Annotated in this window: 13 protein-coding genes; 4 read left to right on the top strand and 9 right to left on the bottom strand. The window is 38.3% G+C overall.

Going from position 1 to position 22,943, the window contains the following annotated elements; translation table 11 throughout:
- Positions 1-234: 234 nt before the first annotated feature.
- Positions 235-1,728 (bottom strand): sulfatase-like hydrolase/transferase, encoded by a 1,494-nt coding sequence (locus Q4597_RS10165; protein WP_303406120.1) that lies wholly within the window; start codon positions 1,726-1,728, stop codon positions 235-237.
- Positions 1,729-1,767: 39 nt separating this feature from the next.
- Complete coding sequence (locus tag Q4597_RS10160; RefSeq protein WP_303406119.1) at positions 1,768-3,636, bottom strand: sulfatase; 1,869 nt, start codon at positions 3,634-3,636, stop codon at positions 1,768-1,770.
- A 474-nt stretch (positions 3,637-4,110) separates the two neighbouring features.
- Between Q4597_RS10160 and Q4597_RS10155 the strand changes: the two genes are divergently transcribed.
- Positions 4,111-8,262 carry a hybrid sensor histidine kinase/response regulator transcription factor gene (locus Q4597_RS10155; protein WP_303406118.1) on the top strand — a complete coding sequence of 1,384 codons (4,152 nt, stop codon included), beginning with the start codon at positions 4,111-4,113 and terminating at the stop codon, positions 8,260-8,262.
- A 34-nt stretch (positions 8,263-8,296) separates the two neighbouring features.
- On the opposite strand, the gene Q4597_RS10150 is transcribed toward Q4597_RS10155, so the two are convergent.
- The 6 genes from Q4597_RS10150 to Q4597_RS10125 form a co-directional block, all read right to left on the bottom strand.
- A complete protein-coding gene (locus tag Q4597_RS10150) occupies positions 8,297-8,587 on the bottom strand; it encodes a chaperone modulator CbpM (protein ID WP_303406117.1) in 291 nt (96 codons plus the stop codon).
- Positions 8,588-8,591: 4 nt separating this feature from the next.
- Entirely contained in the window at positions 8,592-9,503 is a 912-nt protein-coding gene (locus tag Q4597_RS10145) for a DnaJ C-terminal domain-containing protein (RefSeq protein WP_303406116.1), read from the bottom strand.
- Between the two features lie 243 nt (positions 9,504-9,746).
- Positions 9,747-10,823 (bottom strand): family 16 glycosylhydrolase, encoded by a 1,077-nt coding sequence (locus Q4597_RS10140; RefSeq protein WP_303406115.1) that lies wholly within the window; start codon positions 10,821-10,823, stop codon positions 9,747-9,749.
- Between the two features lie 82 nt (positions 10,824-10,905).
- Positions 10,906-12,519, bottom strand: a complete 1,614-nt coding sequence (locus Q4597_RS10135) for a hypothetical protein (RefSeq protein WP_303406114.1) — start codon at positions 12,517-12,519, stop codon at positions 10,906-10,908.
- A gap of 65 nt (positions 12,520-12,584) precedes the next feature.
- Complete coding sequence (locus Q4597_RS10130; RefSeq protein WP_303406113.1) at positions 12,585-14,351, bottom strand: RagB/SusD family nutrient uptake outer membrane protein; 1,767 nt, start codon at positions 14,349-14,351, stop codon at positions 12,585-12,587.
- Between the two features lie 56 nt (positions 14,352-14,407).
- The gene (locus Q4597_RS10125; RefSeq protein WP_303406112.1) at positions 14,408-17,491 is read right to left on the bottom strand and encodes a TonB-dependent receptor; all 3,084 of its coding nucleotides are present in this window, start codon (positions 17,489-17,491) and stop codon (positions 14,408-14,410) included.
- A 566-nt stretch (positions 17,492-18,057) separates the two neighbouring features.
- Between Q4597_RS10125 and Q4597_RS10120 the strand changes: the two genes are divergently transcribed.
- Positions 18,058-18,189: a hypothetical protein gene (locus Q4597_RS10120; RefSeq protein WP_303406111.1), complete on the top strand. Its 132-nt coding sequence runs from the start codon at positions 18,058-18,060 to the stop codon at positions 18,187-18,189.
- Positions 18,190-18,362: 173 nt separating this feature from the next.
- On the opposite strand, the gene Q4597_RS10115 is transcribed toward Q4597_RS10120, so the two are convergent.
- On the bottom strand, positions 18,363-19,886 hold the full coding sequence (locus Q4597_RS10115; protein ID WP_303406110.1) for an alpha-L-fucosidase: 1,524 nt from the start codon (positions 19,884-19,886) through the stop codon (positions 18,363-18,365).
- A 399-nt stretch (positions 19,887-20,285) separates the two neighbouring features.
- Between Q4597_RS10115 and Q4597_RS10110 the strand changes: the two genes are divergently transcribed.
- Together Q4597_RS10110 and Q4597_RS10105 are read left to right on the top strand one after the other, a co-directional pair.
- Positions 20,286-21,914, top strand: a complete 1,629-nt coding sequence (locus tag Q4597_RS10110) for a tetratricopeptide repeat protein (protein ID WP_303406109.1) — start codon at positions 20,286-20,288, stop codon at positions 21,912-21,914.
- Between the two features lie 122 nt (positions 21,915-22,036).
- Positions 22,037-22,885, top strand: coding sequence for a phospholipase A (locus Q4597_RS10105; RefSeq protein ID WP_303406108.1), 849 nt, complete (start codon positions 22,037-22,039; stop codon positions 22,883-22,885).
- Positions 22,886-22,943: the final 58 nt, after the last annotated feature.

Raw genomic sequence — 22,943 nt, 5'->3', positions numbered from 1 at the left:
TGAGTTGACCAAATTGATAATATTACCCACGGAAAAATGCAACAATTGTTTTTATCCATAGAACAACTTGCCATATTGCCAAATACTTACAAAAATCAGGCCTTCTCTCGGTAGTGACACTTGGGAAAGGTTACCATCTTTATCCGCCACCGTATACCTAACAATAATTCTGAAACCAAAAGAGCCTTGCTATTCTAGCAAGGCTCTTTTATTAGTTCATACTAAAATTGCTTCTTAGTCTCCTTCAACCACAGGTAAATTAATTACATCTGGCGATGGTATATCCAAAGGCCTTAAAAATGGGTTGCGCATGGCAGGCATCTCATTTCTAAAATTTATGTAGGCGTCAAAAATAGTTTGCATGACCTTGGGGTTTTGCTTACTTACATTTGTAGTTTCTGCAATATCGTTTTCCAAATCAAAAAGGTAATGTTTGTTGTCCTCTACCAAGAACTTCCATTTTCCCATTCGTGCGGCACCCATTCTATTGGCATACCAAAATAGGGTTTCATGGGGTTGTGTGTCATACCCGCCCCTAATAAAAGGCAATAGGTTTACCCCATCCAATATCGTTTTATTCGGAATTTTAACATCCGCAGCCGCACATAAGGTTGGATATAAATCTAAAGTGCTAACTGGTTTTTTAAACGTTACGTTCTGTTCTAATTGCGCAGGCCAACTTATAATGTACGGCACACGTATTCCAGCTTCCCACATATTACCTTTAAAGCCTGAAAGTGGCCCTCTTTGCCCTAACAAGTGATAGGGAGTATCCTCTGGCCACCAAGTGGGCAACGACAGATGAATGGGATTGGCAGGGCCGTTATCGCTAACGAACACAATAATGGTATTATCCCGTAATTTTTCTTTCTCGAGGTAATCCAAAATACGCCCTACGTTATCATCAATAGCTAGAACCATAGCTGCGTACAATTTCATGGCCTCAGACTTAATATGGCTTACCCTGAGCAGGTCCGATTTTTTTGCCTGAAGTGGTGTATGTGGCGCATTGAAGGCTAGGTAAAAGAAAAAAGGTTTTTCTTTATTCTCTTCAATAAATTCAATGCATTGCCTTCCACAACGATCCGTTAGATATTCTTCCCCTGGCCTTTCAGGACCCCATAACATCGGTGTCCAACCTCCTTTTGGTTTGGAATTCTCCCCTGGTTTATCATCTACCCCCAAATACTTTCCCGTCGGTTCCGGAAAATAATTGGAACCTGATGAAGTAAGGGAATAATTATAATCAAATGTAGTTTTAGGATAGCCTTGAAGGTTTATTTTACCTGCCATAGCGGTAACATAGCCTGCATCCGAAAACGCTTGATTCATGAATTTTTGGTTATTAGGAACAATCAGCTCATCTTGGCGATGCTTCATTTTCCATGTATCATGGTTCCATTGTACTCCAAAGCGCTGTTGATAGGCTCCTGATAACAATCCGTGTCTACTCGGAGAACAAACCGGAGCAGAAACGTAACCGTCCGTAAAGCGTACCCCTTCATTTACCAAACGGTCTATATTAGGTGTCGAAAAAAGTTCATTGCCATAAGAAGACAGGTCTCCATACCCCAAATCATCAACATTGATTAGAATAACATTTGGCCGTTTAACGGTCTCAACGTTCTTTTTCTTTCTTTGGGCCGTAGCTATAGTTCCAGACACAAAAAAAGCTAGCAGCAGTAAGCCTGTTAAACTTTTGCCGTATGCTCTTTTTAAATGTAACATGATGTTTCTTTTAATTATGAACAAATAATTCTTGGGGAGTTATTTCATTTCAGGATTCAAAAACTCCAAACGACGAAGAACTTCTGACTTCTCAGTTCTAAACTCTGGGTTTATCTTACTAATATCAATTGGAAATTCATATCCATAATCATACGAACCAAGAAGTACTATTGAATTTAAAATTAACAAGGCTTCTGTCTCATGTTTAGCGGAATAAAGGGCTTCCAACATAATAGGAACAGGTTCTCCCGCTTTAGTGATACCTAAAAACTCTGCAGCTCTAACTTTATTTACACCTTGATCATCATTCTGTGCTATTTTTTTTATTTCCGGAGTTAAGCTTTTCAATTCATTTCCAAAGCTGCTGCAAACAATCAATGCCCAATATCGTTGCCATGGGTCTGAAGAGACCAGTACTTCCTTTAACTTGGTTTGGGCCGTTGCAGCATCTTCTAACATTATATTTGCCGTTGCCACATAATCTTGAATCTCCTTTTTATGTGCTCTACCAAACTTTACGGGATTACTAAAAGCATTTTCCACTAAATAGAACTCGGGGTAAAAAGATAAATCCGGCATACCCATTACCCAATCGTTTAGAAGTCCACGCATTTCTAAAAGCTTTGTGTCAAAATTAGGGTCGGCGGCCAAATTCACGGTTTCATAAGGATCGTTCTCTACATCAAAAAGCATTTCAGGTGTACGTGATTTGAAAAAAGTAGACTGTTTATCATTTAATGCTCCTTTTTCGTACATTTTTTCCCACTCGCGATAGGCTGCTTGTTGGTAACGGTAATTATTCATTAACCCATCAAAATTAAAGGGCTGGTAGTTTCTTATGTATTTGTATTTGCCCTTACGAACGGAGCGTACCATATCATACTTTTCGTCAAACCTATCGGCATAACCATAAGCAACATCTTCTTTGCTCAATTCTTCTGCGTTAACATCCTTACCCAAAAACGGTTTACCGTCTATTTGTTCCGGAATTTTAGCACCGGCTAGGTTCAGTACAGTTGGGGCCAAATCTATAAAGCTCACAAAACGGTCTGTTTGGCTTCCTGATTTTAAGTCCACCATGTCTTTGTAGTTCTCGGGAATCCTGACCACCATAGGCACATGAAGTCCGGTTTCATATAAATACCCTTTACTTCCTGGTAATACCCCACCATGGTCTCCGTAATAAAAAATGAATGTGTTTTCTAGCTGTCCATCGGCTTCCAAGGCTTTTACAACCTCCCCCAATTGACCGTCCATTTCCACAATTTTATCACGATAGCGTGCATTAGTGTACCTGAACAATTCCGTGTCCGGATGGTTAGGTTGCACCTTATAATCATTAACTCCAGTTTGCGTAGGCGAATCGCTTAAATCACTCTCTGGAAAATGTAGTCTGGATTCGTGGGTAGTTCCAATATTATGCACATAGAAAAAAGGCTGGTCTCCTGAACGGTTTTTCCAAGTTGCTTTTCCCGATGATTCATCCCATGCATCATCACCTTTAACAAAATTATAGTCTTCTTTACTATTGTTTGCGGTATAATATCCGACATCTCTTAAATAAGCAGGAAACATTCGTAACGAGTCCGGCATAGGAACCAATTGCGACTTCCTATGATACTGAGCTCCTGTCCTGGGCGCGTAACACCCTGAGATTATAGTTGAACGTGCTACACTACAAACAGGAGCATTTGAAAAGGCACGGTTAAACTGCACACCATGTTGGGCCAATGCCTGAATATTGGGAGTTTCAATACCATTTTCATCAAACATTTTTAGATAATGTTTGGAGTTATCCTCTGAAACGATCCAAACTATATTTGGTGGTTTTTGATGGGTTTCCTGTTGCCCTTTGCACGCAATATTGATTATTAAAATAAAAACTGGGAGCACATATTTAAGCTTCATAACTAGCTATGATTTAAAAAATGAAAGTCTGGTTGTAACAATAAACAATCTCAATACCTCAAAAATGTCAATTATCTTTATAATACGGTAAGACTTTTGGCTTGAATAGTAGAACAAAAGTCTTTTGTGTAGAATTAGTTTAGTTCTTCTGGTCATATTTATGCTAGAAAAGTATCTATAACCAAAAAATATCATGTATTTGCACGGATGGTTCCCAAGTTCAACGTCTAGGAATGAAACAAATGTTTAAAAGATTAAAACTTTTGATTTTAAACTGAAAAAACCAACCTAAAACAATGGTTTCACGTTATTTTTATTTGTTTCTTATTATCCAAAGCTTTTACCCTATCTGAATTCTCTTAAAATTGAAATTCATTTAGGTGATGTTCAAAGACATATCCACATAAAAAAATAGTTATTCGTACTGCTCATATATTTTCGAAATTTAGACTTTGTTCAAGAAGACTTGGAACAATGGCAGGCGTTTTTACCCTATTGTTCTCATTGGTCCTAAACGCTCAAACTGAGACATACTTTCAGCATTTGGACAATAATGATGGTCTTTCCCAGAATGATGTGGTAGCCCTTTACCAAGACTCCTATGGCTACATATGGATCGGAACGGATGATGGTCTTAACCGCTATGACGGCAGAAATTTTAGAAAATTCAAACCATCCCCAAAAAACCCTTATGCAATAAGTGGCAACTTAATAAGTGCCATTGCCGAAGACTCTATAGGCAATCTTTGGATCGGGACGGCCGGTTACGGTATTAATTTCTACGAACGAAAAACAGGAAGATTCCACTCTTTTATGGTAGGGAAAGATAATTCCAACGGACTTATCTCAGATATTGTTAAGAGCATAATTATTGACGACGAAAATAGGCTGTGGGCACGAACAGACGGTGGTTTGCAGGTGGCTCAGATAGTAACCGGTCGTAAAACCCTCTCCTTTAATTTTCCTAATGCCGAGAACCCTAATATCCTAAAAAAACCAACTTCTGCCTTATTCAAAGACCAACAAGGAACTATATGGGTTGGAACCTCCTTTGGAATTTTAAAGACCACCAAAGAAGATAAAAGTGAAATTCCTCAGCTTGTTCGGGTACATACAGATACGGTTGCCGTAAGAAGTATGGGACAAAGCCCCAACGGCCAAATGGTTTTTGCAACCTCTAACGGTATTTTTACCCCCACCGAATCCGACGACCCTAATAATTTTCAACTAAAACGAATAGGAAACGAGACTATTCTAAAAATGGTAATCGACTCAAAAAACAGACTTTGGGGAGGAACCAAAAGCGGCCTGAATCAGTATAGGTTAAAAACCGATACCTTATTGCTAAAAAAACACCATGACAATAGTTTTGAAAATAGTTCAAGTTTAAGTTCCGACTATGTGCGGTCTTTGTTAATCGATAAAACAGGGGTTCTATGGATAGGGACCTTTGGTACAGGGATTAACAAATTAGACCTGAACGGCAAGCAGTTTAACCATTACTTGGGAGACATGCGCCCCGGAACATTGGGCCATAATATTGTAAAATCTATATACGAAGATAGCAACGGTACTCTTTGGTTTGGCACCAGGGGCGGACTAAGCTTACTCCTAAAAGAAGATAGTGACGGTACGTTTACAAACTTTAGACAAATAGACCGAGTAAACGCTGCTTTCTCTATGAACGAAATCAAGGTGGACGGCAAAAAAATACTGGAACTAGGAAACTCGGGTACACCGGGTGTCTATCAAATAGACATTACCACTCCTAGCCGTAATCCCAAGGTTACGTTTAGCGATAAAATAAAGTCTACCGTATTTAGTATGTGTACGGACCGATTTGGGCAAGTCTGGTACGGCACCTATTCTAAAGGGCTTTTTCGTGCAAAACATGCACCTTACAAGGCGGTTGAAAACTTTGATAGCTCCCATAATTTTGCAAGCAAGATTATTCGCAATATAGTTGAAGATAGCAAGGGAAACCTATGGGTAGGTACTGGGAAAGGGTTGAACAAACTACCCGCAGACCAATTACAAGAAGAAAATCCACAGTTCCAGTATTTTTCCGTAATCGCAAATGATTCAACCAGTATAAGTAATAACTATATCCTACCCATTTTTGAAAGTTCAAAAGGTACAATTTGGATAGGAACCCTTGGTGGAGGACTAAATAAACATGTTGTAGATAAAACTACGGGTAAAGAATCTTTTAAAGCCTATACGGAAGCTGATGGGCTTCCCAACAATGTAATTAAAAGTATTGAAGAAGATGATGACGGTAAGCTTTGGATTTCTACAAACAACGGTATTTCAAAATTTGACCCTTTAACCGAAACCTTTAAAAATTATGACGTTGAAGACGGTTTACAAAGTAATGAGTTTGAAGAATTAACATCATTGAAAAAATCCGACGGGCAACTAATTTTTGGTGGTGTCAATGGTTTTAATGCCTTCTATCCAAGAAAAATCAAGCAAAATAAGATTCCGCCCGAAATTCACATAGACCGTTTCTTGCTGAACAATAAGCTTGTGCTTCCGAATAAAAAAATAGCGGACGAGGAAATATTAGACCAGACCATTTTAACCGCTAACAAGGTAAACCTTAACCATAACCAGAATAATATTTCATTGGGGTTCTCTGCGCTACATTTTTCTTCCCCTAACAAAAATGAATATCAATATAGATTAAAAGGTTTTCAAGATGAATGGTCCGTTGCCTCCAACAACAGAAATTTGGTCACCTATACCAATTTAGAACCAAGAACTTATACTTTTGAGGTGAAAGCGGCCAATAGCGATGGTTTTTGGAATTTAGAACCAGACGCATTACAAATTGTTATTGCTCCGCCATTTTGGAAAACTACTTGGGCATATGCTCTGTATACCCTTTTGGCTATTTCATTGCTTTATGCCTTTGGTAAATTTACCCTGATCCGAATAGAGGAAAAACACCAACTCACCATGAACCATCTTACCAAACAAAAGGCAGATGAGCTCAACAAAATGAAAATGGAGTTTTTCACCAATGTTTCCCATGAATTTAGAACACCCCTTTCCCTATTGAACGGCCCGTTACAGTTCTTGGAAAAAAACAACGACATTATAGAGCCTAAAGAACGCCTGAACCAATACAGGCTTATGCAAAAAAATTCATCTTTATTGCTACGGCTTGTAAACCAATTATTGGATTTTCAAAAAATAGAACAGAAGAAAATGGTTTTAGAAGTTGGTTACTTCAACATTCTAAAAAACATACATGAGATAAAAGAATCCTTTGATTTCTTGGCTACCAATCGATCAATTCAGTTTTCGCTAATTTGTGACGAGCCCACTCTTATTACTTGGTTCAGTCCGGATGCATTGGAAAAGGTAATGAACAATTTATTGTCCAATGCTTTCAAATTTACTCCTGATGGTGGTGAAATATCCATCGTTGTAAGCAACACCTCCAAAGAAATAGACCAGACCAGAGAGGAGTACGTAAAAATAGAGGTACGTGATAATGGCAACGGCATTTCATCTGCTAGTCTAGAGAAAATATTTGACCGTTTCTTTAATGACGATAGCGCCGACAATAGGAATACTTACGGCATGGGTATTGGCCTTGCCCTTACAAAAAGCCTTGTACAGCGGCATCATGGCGAAATTCTGGTAGAAAAAGGAACCCGGAAAGGAGCCAATTTCATTTTCTACCTTCCTAAGAAATTTGATTTTTATAAAGATGATAAAATTATAGGTTCCGAGTCCACCAAAGCCATGGTCGTTCCTAATTTGGACCACCTTAAAGAGGTAGATTTTGAAACCGAAGACGAAACAGAAGTTCTGACTTCTGATGAAAAGCCAACCTTATTGGTTGTTGAAGACAATGCAGACCTCAGAGCTTTTATAAAAAGTGGTTTTTATAGAAAGTATGAAATACTGGAAGCGGAAAATGGCCAACATGGGCTTGACATATTAAAAAACCATATGCCCAATATTATCATTAGTGATATCATGATGCCCACTATGGATGGTATATCTTTTGCCAAGGAGGTTAAAAAACAGGTAGAGTATAATCATATCCCCATTGTATTTCTTACGGCAAAAACGGATGATGACAGCCAGCTTGAAGGTCTAAAAATTGGTGTGGACGATTACCTTACCAAACCCTTTAACTTAGAGCATCTAGAAGTGAAGCTGAACAATATTATGCGGTACCGAAAAGAATTACGGAACTATATGCAACGTGAAGTATCCCTTTCTCCAAGTGAAATTGAGGTTACCTCACCTGATCAAGAATTTCTAAACCGTGTTATTGAGCTTTTGGAAATGAATATTATGGATGCGGAGTTCAATGCAGAATCGCTTACGGCGGCCTTGTCTATGAGCAGAAGTGCCGTTTACAATAAATTTAAGGAATTTACCGGCCTTTCTACCGGAGAGTTCATTAGACGTTTTAGACTTAAAAGAGCCAAGCAATTATTGGAGACTACAGATCTTACCGTAAAAGAAATTCTCTACATGTCCGGATTTAATACGGCATCCTATTTTACGAAATGCTTTAAGAAAGTGTACGGAACACTGCCTAAAGAACATCAGGCAAACTATCGCCAACAAGGGAAACCCAACAATGAATTCCAAATTTAATTCGTTGCTTTTCTATTGTCGTGCAACTGCTTCGCTATTCGTATAAGCTTAATTTATTTCTAAGCCTTACAAGCTCTTCTTCAGTTTGTTCTATGCGCTTCAGTAATCTCGTGATTACCTCAACCCCTTCTAGGTTAATGTTGAGATCGGTATGCAATCTCAATATTTTCTCCGCCTTGGGAAGTTCTTCCATAGGAATATACAAACTATCACTACGTTGTATGATTTTTACCAGACCAAATTCATTCAGCTGACTTATGACCGTTGATGAAATGCTATGGCCGTTACAAAACTCGGTTACGGATACGTATTCTTCTTGTTGCATAATCTTAGCTTTTAAGTGATGCCAATTGTTTGAAAAGTGCCTTTTCTTGATCAGAAAGATTTGTAGGTGTTTTAACGTTATAGGTAATAAAAAGGTCCCCAAACTGACCTTCCTTCTTATAAACAGGAAAACCTTTGCCTTTTAGCTTCACCTTGGTATTACTTTGCGTTTCCGGCTTTACCTTTAGCTTAGCTTTACCATCAAAAGTATCTACGGTAATTTCACCACCTAATATTGCGGTATACAAATCTAGGTCTACCGTCTTGTACAAATCATTACCATCTCGTTTGAACGCGGTATTATTATCTACTACAAAAGTGAGGTACAAGTCTCCCTTGGGTCCCCCATTTCTTCCCGGACCGCCGTGACCCGAGATTTTTATGGTCTGTCCGTTTTCAATACCAGCAGGAATAGTTATTCTTATGTTCTTACCATTGACTGTTAAGGTTTGCTTCTGAGTCGTGTATACGTCCCTTAATTGCAAGCGAAGTTCTGCATTCAAGTCTTGCCCTCTATATCTTACCTGTTGTCCTCTATTTGAAGTATATCCACCTTGAGAAAATCCACCTCCCCCGAACATTGATTCAAAAAAATCTGAGAAATCCCCGCCGCCAAAATCCTGTTCATAGCTCTGGCCGCCGCTACGTCGTGAACTTTGCTGTTGTGCTTTGGCTTTCTCAAACGCTTCGGCATGCATCCAATCTTTTCCGTATTGATCGTATTTTTTTCGATTTTCGGCATTACCCAAGACCTCATTGGCCTCATTTATTTCCTTGAATTTCTTCTCTGCCTCAACGTCATTGGGGTTGACATCAGGGTGATATTTTCGGGCCATTTTTCTATATGCCTTCTTGATGTCCTTTTCCGTGGCATTCCTACTTACCCCCAATACTTTATAGTAATCTATGTATTCCATATTGATATTTTATATAAGAGAAGTACTAATTACACCTTGAAATTAACTAAAAAACAACCTTAGGTCAACCGTTTTCCGTAATGTTTTTAATGCTAAAAAAAGATAATTGATATCATATGACCATTGTCACCTTTTTGAGTATAAAGCACAAAAAAACCATAGGTACCAATTTAATTGGGGGAACTACCTATGGTTTAATTTAAGAACGTCCATACGCTCTAACAATTCAAAAAAATGAAAAATCTATTTAGCTACAGGCTTATAAATCCTAATCCAATCTACCCTAAACGTGTTGTTATCTATATTCTCTAACTCCTTATCTGTTGGGGTATACGTGTCCGATGCTAAACCAGAAGCCGGGCTAGAACGCCATGTTTGATCCTCAGTATTTATAATAATATCCATTTCTTTACTAAGGCCCGTGCGGGTATCTACCTGCGTATTTCCCTGATCCGCTTCATTTGTAAAATATTTGGGGTCTATAATATCCTTTCCCGAAACGGTTCTCACCAATTCTCCGTCTATATAATATTCTAAGTGCCATGGATTTTTCCAATAGACTCCGTACGTATGAAAATCCCTGTTCCAAACGGTACCGTTTTCAAACCAAGTTCCTGCGTCTCTGGGCTGATAGTCCTGAAAAGGCTCCCTAATGAATACATGATGACTGATATGAATCTTCTTGGAGAAATACGAATGTTCCTTTTGCGCGCTTTCCGAATAATCTGCACCGTAAGCCTCTAGGATATCTATTTCTTGGGTGTCATCTGGGCTCAGAAGCCATACATCCGACGCTAAAGTAGAGTTCATAACCTTTGCCCTAGCCTCAATATATACCGGATAGATTACCCTTGTTTTTGATGTAATGCAGCCCATGTTCATTCTTTTTGAACCTGGTTTTCTAGTGGCCCACATTTGTAGTTCTCCGTTTGCTACATAAGATTGTTCCCTTCTCCATTCCGTGAGGCCGGGCCCTGACCATCCGTTGTGGTAAAAGTCATCCCACTTTTCAAAAAAAATATCTCCTTTATTATCTCCCGGGGATTGGTATTCAAAATCATCTGACATTTCTTGAAACTCCCAAACCATATCCGGCCCTGCATTAGCGGGTACCGGAATTTCTTTCCAGTTGACTTCTTTAGTATCTGGTGGAACGGTTTCTTGTTCCTCTTCCTGTTGGTCCTCTACTTTCTGTTCTTGATCTACGGGCAATTCTGTAGAATTATCAAATTTTGAACCCGTACCGCAACTTCCCAACAAGACACAACAAAGCATTAATGCAAGTTGATTTCTATTCATAGTTTTTACTTTCTTGTTCATTTTTAAGTTTGATTTCTAAATGAAAAAAAAGGGAGAATCTTTCAATTCTCCCTTAAACTCAAACAAACTACTTTGTGGGGAATTATGGTCTTTCTTCTTTTTCTATGATAGAGAAATCATCATAGTATACGGTCATGTCCGTAGTTTTTTCTGCATTAGGAATAATTCTCAAATAGAACTGAGATAACGGTGTTGTACTTGTGTAATCTACAGTATGGGTCTTCCATTCTCCTACAGGATGTGCAAAATTGTTCCAAAATTGGAAACCCCAATTCTGTAACAAAAACAGACCTGTATGTGTACCACCATCTGTACCTACACCACCTGGTGCAATGTACATTTTATACGAAACGGTATAGGTTTTACCTTCTTCAAAAATTATTGGATTTTCAAACGGAGCACTGGCTTCAGCATTATCCTGACCTGCCTCAATTTTTAATTTTAAGCTATATTCACCGGTTGCTGCTTGCTCCGTAGAATACTCAACCGTTCCCTTATTACTCCAATATGGCACCCAACTATCAGCTCCTGTTTCCAACCCTGCAATAGCTGCGGGAATTAAATTAACCGTACTCATTATTACAGGCTCATCCGTAAAAGGCAATGCCTCCCTAGTATCTGAAGATTCTATACTACCACCTGCATAGGAAACCGTGATTACGTCAGGACGATAGATTGGAGCCGCCAATTTGATATCCATTTTTGTAGCATCATTTGCATTTACCGCTACAGAAGCAATTTCAAAGGCTTCTCCGTTTACCATAACCGTAAAGAACTCCTCTTGTCCTCCAAATGAAGCAAACTCCCCATTGTAAGGTACTTGTATGGTTTCATCTTCCAATTCGCGGATTTCTCCGGTAAGTTCAAATGGTTGAGATGAAGGGATTACCCTAATTGGTGCGTTCATAACATAGGTTTCTGAATCACCAGGAATGTTCTGACCTGAACGGGACAGGTTCATCGTAGCCCTAAAAGCTCCCAATTTATTAAAGGCAATATTGGCCAATGAATCTCCGCTACTGTTTACAACAGGATTTTCCGCAACTTCCTCACCCGGCTTCAAAGCTCTTCTTATGTTCCATGAGCGACCTGTAGGCTCACCAATAGTAGACAGATCAGTAAACTCCATAGTATTACCTGCCTCTATATAAACTGTATCCGTTGCTTCATGATTTACAACCACATCGCCATTTCTAACCTTAATTTTAGGTACAAGTTTAGGATAGACCTTTACTAAAAAAGTAGTGTCTATAACATAAAGGTCTCCTTCTTTCTTGGCCGGCATCTCATAATCTACATCTCCGCGATTACCTTTAAAGACCACCATTTCATTAAAAGTGTTGTACAACCTTACTTTTTTCATTCCGGAGGTTTTGAATTGCACATGAACGGTTTTCTCAAACGACGTTGTGCTTCTAGGCTCTATTATGAACTGATCAAGGATTGTATCTGTCCTATCTATAGGACCTTCAAGAAAAACATCCGTTTTATCAATTCTCCACGAATGGGATACTGCACCTTGGGATAAATCCGTGAAAGACACATAATCGTCCAAATTTACTTGAAGGTCATTTAACGTACCCTTGCTGGTATAGAAACCTATATCGGAGAAAGGAAAAGGCGCCTCGTACTCATTATCGTCACATCCTACAAACAGGATGGCCAAGACGGCTAAAATTCTTATTGCGTTTTTCATTTTATACTTTTTAAATTTCTTGCTTTTTGCATTTTTCATTGATGTTATCACTGTAACCGTCAATTTTAATTATTCAATTGCGGGTTAGATATGATTTCAGAATTTGGCAATGGCCAATACGCATGTAACGCTTCGTTATAATTTGAAGATGCTTCCTGAAATTCGTTCCAGTTCTCGTCAATATCAGGATCTCCAACTGGCAACTCCTTAACAATTGAAGCCCATCGGGTTACCTCTTTACCATCTTCATCCAGCAATTTGTAGTGATCGGCCGTATAACGTCTTTGGGCCAATTCTTTAAAACGATCTGCCTTAACACCCCATCTTCTAAGGTCTACATTTCTGTTTCCATCTCCTTCAGCGGATAGTTCCAAAGGCAATTCGGTAAACATTAAATGTTCCATCAAACTTTGAGCATCATAAGCTACATTGTCATGGTCATTTGCCGGAAACTCTCCAGTACCTGCTAAACCTAACAACTGCACTCCAGACCTTCTTCTAACCCTATTGATATAAGTTAAGGCTTCGTCTATGTTTCCTAACTTTATCTGACACTCGGCATATTGAAGATAAATTTCCGCTAGACGTATCAAACGCTCATTTACACCTGACCTTACTTTACCTGGAGAAAGCTCTTCTTCCGATCTAGTAATATCCCAGTTGGTATGCTTACGCCAAAAAGCGGTCATACGCACATTAAAGACAGACCCTTGTCCGGTCTCTTCCCTTAAGTAGTAACCCATATCCGTGTCATCCACCAAAGCTACTGACCAAGAGGTTCGCAAGCTGAACTTCCTAAAGCCTTCATTACCATCTTCATCCACAACCTTGTTACGAGGGTCAGAAAAATCCAAAGGTTCATTCCTGTATTTTAAAATAAGCCAGTTTGCAGGAATCGCTCCACGCCAAGTACCGGCACCTCCGGTAAATTGTCTTACATAAGCAGAATTTGCTACATCTCTTCCATCCCAAGGGCCCAATTCATTTTTATAATCCAATGAATACCCTATTTCAAGAATAGATTCCTCATTAAACTCATCCATAGTTGTAAAGTTACTTCCTATGTTAGGTGTTAATGCGTAACCAAAGTCATCTATAACACTTTTAAAAAGCGTAGCTGCGGTTTCATAATCACTGGCATATAAGTATGATTGTCCCATTACGGCAACGGCCGCACCCGCAGTAACACGCCCTTTGTCCTTGCCTTCCCAAGAAATAGGTAGGTTCTCTGATGCAAACTTTAAGTCTTCTAAATAGAACGCTTTAACCTCTTCTGCCGTAGCTACAGATTGATAAAACTCACTCTCTTCTACCGGTACAAAATCATAGATGGGAACCGCACCTCCGTTAAAAGAATTGTACAGGTTAAAATATATATACCCTCTTATGAACCTTGCTTGGGCCAAAATGCTAAGACCTTCTTCCTTTTCGTCTTCCGTAGTATAGGTTTCTGCTAATTTCCCAGCCGCTTCTATAACTTGGTTGGCCCTAAAAATGGTTGTGTAATTAGCACTCCATTTTTGGTTTATTTCATTATTGGCATCATTAAAAATCTGCAAATAATATGGGTTAGTATTAGTAGGTCGTTGGTATCCACTAGCCCAAGCTAAATCAGTACGTGCCAACTCCGCTACCAAATGAATATTCTGAGAACTCGCCAAACCTTTATAGGTAGCGGTTAGACCTTGTCCTAAGTCTTTATTATTGTTCCAGAAAGTTTCAGTAGATATTTGGTTAGGATTGGTTTGCTCCAAAAAATCATCAGAGCAGCTCCAAAAAGCTAACATGGGCACTATTATAAAAAGTAACCGTTTTGTTATCGTTGTTTTCATAACTATCATTTTTTCATTTTTTTTATCGGAATTATTCATCTTCATATCAAATTCTTTTAAAATTCAATTTGAAGTCCTGTTCGTATTTGAGAACTTACAGGATAGGTCCCTTTATCAATACCTCTTGTACTAAGACCATTGTTCCCAACTTCTGGATCATACCCATCATACTGGGTAATGGTAAAAAGGTTTTGTGCTGCTACGTATACCCTAAACTTGGTGATACCCAACTTCTCCGTGTAATCTCTAGGTATAGTATAGCCTAAAGAAATGTTACGTAATCTGGCAAAAGTTCCATCATCCAACCAATAGTCCGTCTGCCCTCTAAAGTTGTTATGTGTGGCATTTCTGTTTACAGGAATATCAGATGTGTTGTTCTGCGGAGTCCATTGATAGACCAAATCCTGATGGTTGGCTACCTTATAAGCCAATGCTTTGTTACCATTTATAATTTCTGCACCAAAGGCACCGTACCATTGCATTGAAAAGTCCATTGCTTTATAATAGGCCGAAAAATTAAAGCCTATTTCAAATTCAGGAGTACCACTACCCATATATTGACGGTCGTTAATATCTATTAAGCCGTTCTTATCAAAATCTACATACTTTAAATCTCCTAATTTTGCATCAGGTACAATTTCTTGGTAGGCCGCCAATTCTTCTTCGTTCTTAATAGTACCATCGGTCTCTATTAAAAAGAAAGCACCGCCTTCATACCCTTCTGCCAATGCAGATACCAAATCCTGATCATTACTATGTCCGGAAATACTACTATCATCAAAATAGATGATTTTGTTACTACCGCTCATTTTAGTAATAACATTTTCGTTTTTGGTATATGTTAAACCGGCATTCCAAGAAAATTTACCCGAATGGCGATAGTTCATGGCAAATTCCATACCCTTATTGGTCATATCGCCCACATTTAGCGTAACCTCAGCATTTTGACCACCACCTGCAGTAGGCGGCAATAATACTGGGAATAACATATCTTCTTTCTTGGTTTCATACATATCTGCGGACAAGGTTAACTTATTATCAAAAAAGCCCATGTCCAAACCTCCGTTCAATGAAACCGAAGTTTCCCAGCTTACCAAAGGATTGGCAAAACCAGTTTGGGTAGCCCCTAACAATAAATTCTGATTGTCTCCAGCACCAAGTACATAATCATTATCTAATGTAATAGTAGGTGTATATGTATAATCTGCAATACCTTGGTTACCTGCTGTACCTCTACTTCCCCTTAGCTTAAATGAGGAAACGGTATTCTTAATAGGGTTCCAAAATTTCTCTTCGGAAACGTTCCATCCGGCAGATATAGAAGGAAACACACCCCATGGCTCTTCTTTAAATTTAGAAGACCCATCATGTCTTACAAAAGCATTCAACAGATATCTTCCTTTATAGTTATATTGTAAACGGGCCAACATACCTATTAAAGTGCTGGTACGATCTTGTGTCCATTGGTTGTTACCCGACCCCACATTAGGGTCTGCCGTAGCACCATTTAATACGGTTATATCATTGGAAGCCAAATCGCTCTTCTCCGCAAAGAATTCTGAGTAACTGTACTTTTCCGATGAATATACACCCGTTAAGTTAATGTTATGATCCCCAAAACTTTTCTGGTAATTGATAATGTTCTCCCAAGTAGACTTTTTGGCCAAAGAACTTAAATTTCTAATTCTTGAACGTTGAGATGTAACTTCTGTACCATCATCTCTATACGCGATAAATTTAGGGTTAACGGTAATTCTAGTACCGTTGTCATAACTTGAGGCCACCCTTGAAGTGAATTTAAGGTTATCTGTAATATTGTAGGTAACACTTAAATTTCCATCAAAATATTGATTCTCTTGATTATCTTCTTGCAAGAATTGGTATCCTAAAGAAGAAAGGTTGTTAGCCCCGCTACCATCTCCTGCATTTTCTAACACGCTCGTATTTGGATCTATAAGGGGTTGATAAGCGTTATACCCTATTGCATTTCTTAAAAGTCCCCAAGGCTCATACTCCCTATCTTCTATTCTAAAGGAAAGGGCCGTAGTTATATCCCATCTTCCTTTTTTAAACTGTGTATTGGCCCTAACGTTGAATCTCTCGTAACCTGATTTAATCACAACACCTTCTTGATCAAAATAGTTTCCAGTAACATTGTACGTAAGACCGTCTTTACCTCCTGATAGCCTAAGACTATGGTTTTGGATAGGTGCCATATCATTTTCCACCACACTCACCAAATCTGTATTATTGGTAAGGAAATGAGGACTCTGTTCTATGGTAGTCCATGTATTACCATATCTTCTATCACTTAACGCTGCGGATTGAACAAAAGTCGTATATAGTCTATCCTCCACGTTCAACAAGGGCGTTCCGGAAGTAATATTTTGAAGACCATAATAACTGTCTACCGCAATTTTCATTTGTCCTTCTTTACCCCTTTTAGTGGTAATCAAGATTACACCGGCTGCACCACGAGTACCATAAATTGCCGCCGAAGCTCCATCCTTTAGAACATCTATGGTTTCTATTTCATTGATACTTAATTTTGGATCTCCTTCAAAAGGAATACCATCTACAACATATAGTGGTCTATTGGCCCCGTTAATGGAAGTAAGCCCCCTAATCTGTACGTTAGCTTCCGCTCCAGGAGAACCCGAACTGGCCGTTACGTTTACCCCAGCAATCTGACCTTGTAAAGCGGCACCTATATCGGATGTTGATGTTTTCATTAACTCTTCCGACTTCACTTGCGCTACCGCACCTGTCAATTCCTTCTTTTTCTGGGCCCCGTAACCAACAACGACTACTTCATCCAACGCGGATACATCTTCTTGCATCGTTACGTTAACCGACTTTTTTCCGCTGATGGCGACTTCCTTGGTTTTGAATCCAATGTAACTGAATACCAATACGTCACTAGGTTCTGCCTTTATTGAATAAAGACCATCAAAATCTGTAACGGTCCCGGTATTGGTGCCCTTGACCACCACACTTACTCCCGGCAAAGGCGTATCATCTGCAGATACGGTACCACTAACTGTTTGAGATTGTGCTATTGCCGTACTTAGACAAAAGACCAAGAACAATCCCAACCGAAAAGCGTGGGATTTAAAATGAAAAATGTTTTTGAAATTCATATAATTTTCTTGTTAAATATTAAAAATGACCAATGAAACCATGAAGTAGGTTTAACCTTGTTAAGAAGGTTGTATTCCAATTCAAAACCTATATTATTTTCTGATTTCATTGTATCTAGACCATACATTCCACCCCTCTTGACTGAGGACTTAAAAATGAGTTGGTTTTAAGCTAAACCAATTATTTGCTCAAAAGGAAATGAACACGATGTCCATTTTTTTTAGGAATACATGTTAAGAAACACCTGTTCTAAAATGGGGGGAGGGTTGTTGAGAGGCGAGTGATTTTTTCTTTCCATAATACGAGTTGGTTTAAAATGAGTAAAGTTTGTTTATTAGATTACCAATTAAGTGCGCTATAAATTTTCATATACACTGTAATTGGTGTCCAAAATAGAGATATTGTTAATTTACTCCTAAAAAAAGTGCTTGACAAAAACTTGACAAAACGTTTATTTTCTACCAACAACACCTCCTCACTCCCCTATCTACAAAGCTTTTTGAAAAATTATATGGTATAGACAACTCTACAAAAAGGTCAATTAGAGAAATGTTAAAATTAAGGGGTGAAATCCACAAAAAAGGGAGGTAAATACGTATTAAAAATGAATAATGAAGCCTATAAACTATGGACTTTCGCTAAATTCCTATCGGCTTTAACCATTCTCTATATTACCCTAGAGCAATTGGAGAAATAAGCCAATTAACACGCCTACTTTGAGTATAACATATGGTTTAGAGTATAACATATGATCTGTAGGAGACCTCTTTAAAACCTAAAATTGAATAACATACGTTAAGCAGCCGCAAGTCTCTATCAATCTAAAAATCCATTGCATTTTATTTCCAAAAGACATAAAAACAATACAGATTAGAAGGTTAGTTTAAAAACATAAGCATGTTTTCCTTTCGGTTCTTTGGGTAAATTAATGTGTAATCCGTCTTTTTCTCTACTAAATTTTAGTTTTTCCGTAGACCCTAATAATTCAACGGACTTAATTTCTCCTTTAAGAAGATTCTTCTCCTTTCCCAAAGTTCTTATGACCGTCTTTCCATTTTTTGGCCAATCTAATTGTATAGCGTACAACGTGTCTCCCTTTTTTGTAAACCTAATATCATCGGCTGTGTTATCCGGGTTCTTTCGTTCACTTAGATGACCTTCAATTACCTTTGCAGGCCCTTCCCCATATACTTCCCACGGACGCGTGCCATATATGGCCTCTCCATTGAGCTTTAACCACTCTCCTATTTCCAAAAGGCGTTCTTGTACCGGACCAGGTATTTCCCCGTTTGCTTTGGGGGTAATATTCAACAACAAACAACCATTTTTACTTACTACATCTACTAAAAAGTCTATAATTCGGTTGGCACTTTTGTAATCCGGGTTGCTTATATGGCTCCAAGCTTTCCAATCAATAGAATCATCCGTTAACCATGGAAAATCCTTCATTTCACTCATTCTGGCCCGCTCAACGTCCAGCACTGCGGTACCTTTTGCAAAATCATAGAATTTGTATGTAGCAACTACTTCCTGCTGGTTCCTTTCTGCATGATTATAGTAATAAGAGAGAAATTCTTTTCTGTACGCTTCATCAATAACATCCATTTTATTATTGAACCACACCAAATCTGGATTATAGTTATCAATGATTTCTTTTAACCTAGCTAACCATTCTTCGTTGAACTTTTTATCACCTACGGGATAATATCTATCTGAACCTTCATCTAATTCCTTTGTGCTCAACGGATACTGAAAATCTCCTTTCTTTAATTTTGGACCATATAAATCTGCATATTCCGGATTTGATGCGTCTGTAGATTCATCCCAAGTAGGAAACCAACCAAACAACCATTGGCGGTGGTAGGTTGCAATAAATTTCATGTCCCGCTTTCTTATTTCTTTTGCCAATTCTCCCATTATATCCCGTTTAGGCCCCATATTTTTAGCATTCCAACGGGTGAGTTTACTATCCCACATGGCAAAGCCATCGGCATGTTCGGATACAGGACCCGCAAACTTGGCTCCTGCTTTTTCAAAGAGATATGCCCACTGGGCTGCATTAAACTTTTCTGCCTTGAACATGGGAATAAAATCTTTGTACCCAAACTCGTTTAAGGGGCCATAGGTTTGTGTATGATGCTCATAAAAACGTTTTCCCTGCTTGTGTTCGGGGTTATTGGGCGATGTATACATCCAATGTGAATACCATTCATTCTCATAAGCTGGCACGGAATAGGGTCCCCAATGGCAATAAATACCAAATTTTGCATCCCTAAACCAGTCTGGTGTTTCATGCTTTTTCAGGGATTGCCAATCTGCCTCATAACTTTTCTCCTGAGCAGCAACAAAATTAACCGCCATCATCCATACCAATACAAAAATCAAAGTCCTCATAGTTTCAAAATTTTCATCAACATTAGGAATACAACCTTATGCAAGTTTTTCTCTTTATAAAATTAGAACTTATGGGGTGTTTTCAATACCACAAATGTCTTCTTTAGGCTATGTTGAGTTTATGTAAAGTTCTATTTGAACAAAATACCAATATAATAATCGTATAACTTCTATTTTAAAAGCCTTATATACCCAGTTTTACAAGACTATTTAGGTCTAAAAAATTATATTTCCAATGCACCGCTAGTTAGATAGTATATCTTGATTATTTTGATAAATAGAAGAAATTAGTTACACTTGATGTTACCCATTCTTTATATCTTGAACATTTATGATTTGATTCTTGATACAAAGTTGTATTTATGATTATGGTTAAGGACATTTAAAAGTTTGAGGTATATGTTTCATACAAAAAAGCTAATGCGTTATTATATTCTTATTGGTTTTCTCGTTGTCCTTGGGATAAAACTCAGGGCTCAAGATTCTTCTATTCCTCTAAACATCCCTATTGAAGATACAGATACGCTTTCCGCTCAGCATACTACAAAACAAATAGATTCTTTAAAATCCGTTGTTTCGGCCAATTTAGTCAAGGGAGATACATTAAAGTCCGTTTGGACACTATTAAAATTGATGGATGTCTACAGTCATCAAGCTCACTATGCCCAAGCTTATGAAACTGTATGGACCGCCCTTAGCCTAGCGGACAATTCTGAAAATGTTGTGGTTAAATCCCATATATACCGCAGACTTGGAGCTATGTACAGTTATAATAAACGTAAGGAAGAAGCTCTTAAATACTTGCAGATGTCCCTTGACATTATGAAAAAAGCGGTAGAAAAAGGCACCATGCCCAAAACCTCCTTATCACAGAACTATTATACCTTTGCTTATACTTATAGAGGGCTTAATGAACCTGAAATGGCAAAAAAGTATTTGGATAGCTGCTATGCACATTATGGTGATACACCCGATAAAATTGCGCTACCATTCTTAAAATTTGAAGAATCTTATGTTCTAAGAGAGGAAAAAAAATATGATGAAGCTTTACAAATGCTTAGTGACATAGAACCCTGGTTTAAAGATAATGTACCTTCTTACTTGGTTCTCATTTACGCGTACGTGGCAGTGGTCCATAAGAGGTTAGGCAATATAGATAAGACCTTGGAATATTATAAAAAAGCCATTGCCATTTCGGACAAGTACCAGAGTCATATTGACTTCACTCCTTTTATCTACGAAAAACTGTCCGAAAACTATAAGTTGAAAGGAGATTATAAAGCGGCATATCAATCCTTGGACAAAGCAAAAACCTTGAACGCCCAGTTTTTTGATGGAAGAAGTCAAAACAATATTCCTCTTATGGAAATTAGGAACGAATACCGGGTAGAAAAACAAAGACAACAAGAGGTTATACGCCAGCAACGTATGGAAAAGTTGGAGCAGCAGGATAAAATCTTACTGCTTCAACGTATAATTTTGGGTACTTCGCTCATATTTGTAATCATTATAGGCTTTGTTTATGTAAAACATATTCGCTCCAAACACAAGGTTGAGAAGCAGTTGATGCAAAAAACAAAAGCGCTTGAAATGGAACAGGCCCACCAGCTTTTGGAAACCAAAAACAAAGAGTTGGCGGCATCTACACTACAACTAGTTGAAAAAGATGAATTTCTAAAAAAGCTAAAAACCGAATTAAAAGGCGAAAACGGTAATGTAAAAGTCTCTGAAATCAATAGAGTCTTAAAGTCAATATCTGTAGGGAACGCCAATAACTGGGAAGAGTTTAAACTACGGTTTACAGATGTTAACAAGAACTTTTACGAAAAACTCAATAACGCCTATCCCAACCTTAGCCAAACAGATCAAAAGATATGTGCTTTGATCAAATTAAACCTTAGCAGTAAAGACATGGCCAGATTATTGGGGATATCTACCAAATCCGTTCATACCACAAGACATCGTTTACGCAAAAAAATGGGATTGCAACGCAGTGATAATCTGGAGGAACTAATTGCATCTTTATAAATACCGAGGTAGCGCTTTTAAGTAGTATTACGCCGTAACAGTTATATCGGTCACGTTTCGTATTGAAAACGCTAAAACTAGCCGTTTTATAAGGTTATTTTTGCATTCTAACAAACCACACTATGAAACTGAAAATCTCTCTTTGGCTTTTACTGGGCTCGTTTTTTTTATCTGCCAATCTAAATGCGCAAGCTCTTAGCCGAGAAGAAATGCGCGACACCATGCAGCATATTCCATGGTTTACCATTCACAAAGACAATTACTTTGTTACGGGTATACCCACTAATAAACCCATTAATAGCTCTACCGCAAATGCCAAATACCAAGTTAGTTTTAAACAGATTATTACCCGTAGTATTTTACCGTGGGACACCTATCTATACTTAACCTACAGCCAAAAAGCTTTTTGGGATATCTACAAAGATTCATATCCTTTTAAGGAAATCAATTTTAACCCCACCATAGGTGTTGGTAAAGCTTTTTATGACTCCGATGATAGAATTAAAGGACTGGCCAATCTTGTTTTTGAGCACGAGTCCAATGGTAGGGATAGTATTTTTTCTAGAAGTTGGAACCGACTTAGCCTGAAATATTCCACTCTTATTGGCAAGAAAACACTCCTTCATGTAAAAGGATGGTTGCCTTTTGGCTATAAATCAGGAAATCCGGACTTGTTGGATTACGTAGGGCTGGGAGAAGTGAGCCTATCCCATGATTTTATTCCTGACAAACTTATATTTGAGGTAAAGGTCAGAAAAGGGTTAAATTTAGACACTAGGGGGATGATTCAGACCCGGCTTCATTATCGTCCTTTCAAACACAAATCCAATCAATACATTATGCTGGAATGGTTTGCCGGCCATACAGAAAATCTAATTAACTACAAGCAGTACAACAGCATGATCCGTGTAGGATATGTTATTAAAAGTAATGAATTCAATATCCTGAAGAAAAACAGAAGAACTCCTTAAATCCGAGGTTACTTGCATAAAAAAAGCCCCTTTTCAGGGGCTTTAAATTTTCCGCAAA

The sequence above is a fragment of the Zobellia sp. 1_MG-2023 genome (genome assembly GCF_030549125.1).
GTDB lineage: Bacteria > Bacteroidota > Bacteroidia > Flavobacteriales > Flavobacteriaceae > Zobellia > Zobellia russellii.
This window is presented reverse-complemented; position numbering and strand designations above follow the sequence as displayed.

Bases quoted from the DNA above. Each gene is read 5' to 3' on its own strand.
- Q4597_RS10145 (WP_303406116.1), bottom strand. From the start codon at position 9,503: ATGGAATACATAGATTACTATAAAGTATTGGGGGTAAGTAGGAATGCC.
- Q4597_RS10135 (WP_303406114.1), bottom strand. From the start codon at position 12,519: ATGAAAAACGCAATAAGAATTTTAGCCGTCTTGGCCATCCTGTTTGTA.
- Q4597_RS10105 (WP_303406108.1), top strand. From the start codon at position 22,037: ATGAAACTGAAAATCTCTCTTTGGCTTTTACTGGGCTCGTTTTTTTTA.
- Q4597_RS10110 (WP_303406109.1), top strand. From the start codon at position 20,286: ATGTTTCATACAAAAAAGCTAATGCGTTATTATATTCTTATTGGTTTT.
- Q4597_RS10140 (WP_303406115.1), bottom strand. From the start codon at position 10,823: ATGAACAAGAAAGTAAAAACTATGAATAGAAATCAACTTGCATTAATG.
- Q4597_RS10130 (WP_303406113.1), bottom strand. From the start codon at position 14,351: ATGAAAACAACGATAACAAAACGGTTACTTTTTATAATAGTGCCCATG.
- Q4597_RS10160 (WP_303406119.1), bottom strand. From the start codon at position 3,636: ATGAAGCTTAAATATGTGCTCCCAGTTTTTATTTTAATAATCAATATT.
- Q4597_RS10165 (WP_303406120.1), bottom strand. From the start codon at position 1,728: ATGTTACATTTAAAAAGAGCATACGGCAAAAGTTTAACAGGCTTACTG.
- Q4597_RS10115 (WP_303406110.1), bottom strand. From the start codon at position 19,886: ATGAGGACTTTGATTTTTGTATTGGTATGGATGATGGCGGTTAATTTT.
- Q4597_RS10150 (WP_303406117.1), bottom strand. From the start codon at position 8,587: ATGCAACAAGAAGAATACGTATCCGTAACCGAGTTTTGTAACGGCCAT.
- Q4597_RS10155 (WP_303406118.1), top strand. From the start codon at position 4,111: ATGGCAGGCGTTTTTACCCTATTGTTCTCATTGGTCCTAAACGCTCAA.
- Q4597_RS10125 (WP_303406112.1), bottom strand. From the start codon at position 17,491: ATGAATTTCAAAAACATTTTTCATTTTAAATCCCACGCTTTTCGGTTG.